This window comes from Rhizobium croatiense, from assembly GCF_019793465.1.
Taxonomy (GTDB): domain Bacteria; phylum Pseudomonadota; class Alphaproteobacteria; order Rhizobiales; family Rhizobiaceae; genus Rhizobium; species Rhizobium croatiense.
On sequence record NZ_JAILYJ010000089.1, the window covers coordinates 1 to 389 of the forward strand.

A 389-nucleotide genomic window follows, 5' to 3' on the forward strand; every position below is an offset into this window, starting at 1 on the left:
GTCATCGCGTTCTCGTCGGGCAACCACGCGCAGGCCATCGCGCTGTCGGCGCGGCTGCTGTCGATGCCCGCGGTCATCGTCATGCCCAAGGACGCGCCCACCGCCAAGGTGGCGGCCACGAAGGGCTATGGCGCCGAGGTGGTGATGTACGACCGTTTCACCGAAGACCGCGAGGCGCTGACCAGGCGGCTCGCGCAGGAACGCGGCATGACGATGATTCCGCCCTACGACCATCCCGACGTGCTCACCGGGCAGGGCACGGCGGTGAAGGAGTTGATCGAAGAAACCGGTCCGCTCGACCACTTGTTCGTGTGCCTGGGCGGCGGCGGGTTGTTGTCGGGCTCGGCGTTGTCGGCGCGCGCGCTGTCACCCGATTGCAAGGTCTACGG

Annotated in this window: 1 protein-coding gene; it reads left to right on the forward strand. The window is 67.9% G+C overall.

Annotation, left to right across the window (positions count from 1 at the left end; genetic code table 11):
* Nucleotides 1-389 (forward strand): pyridoxal-phosphate dependent enzyme (locus K6M89_RS30705; protein ID WP_222141872.1); only part of this gene is annotated, 389 nt, incomplete at both ends.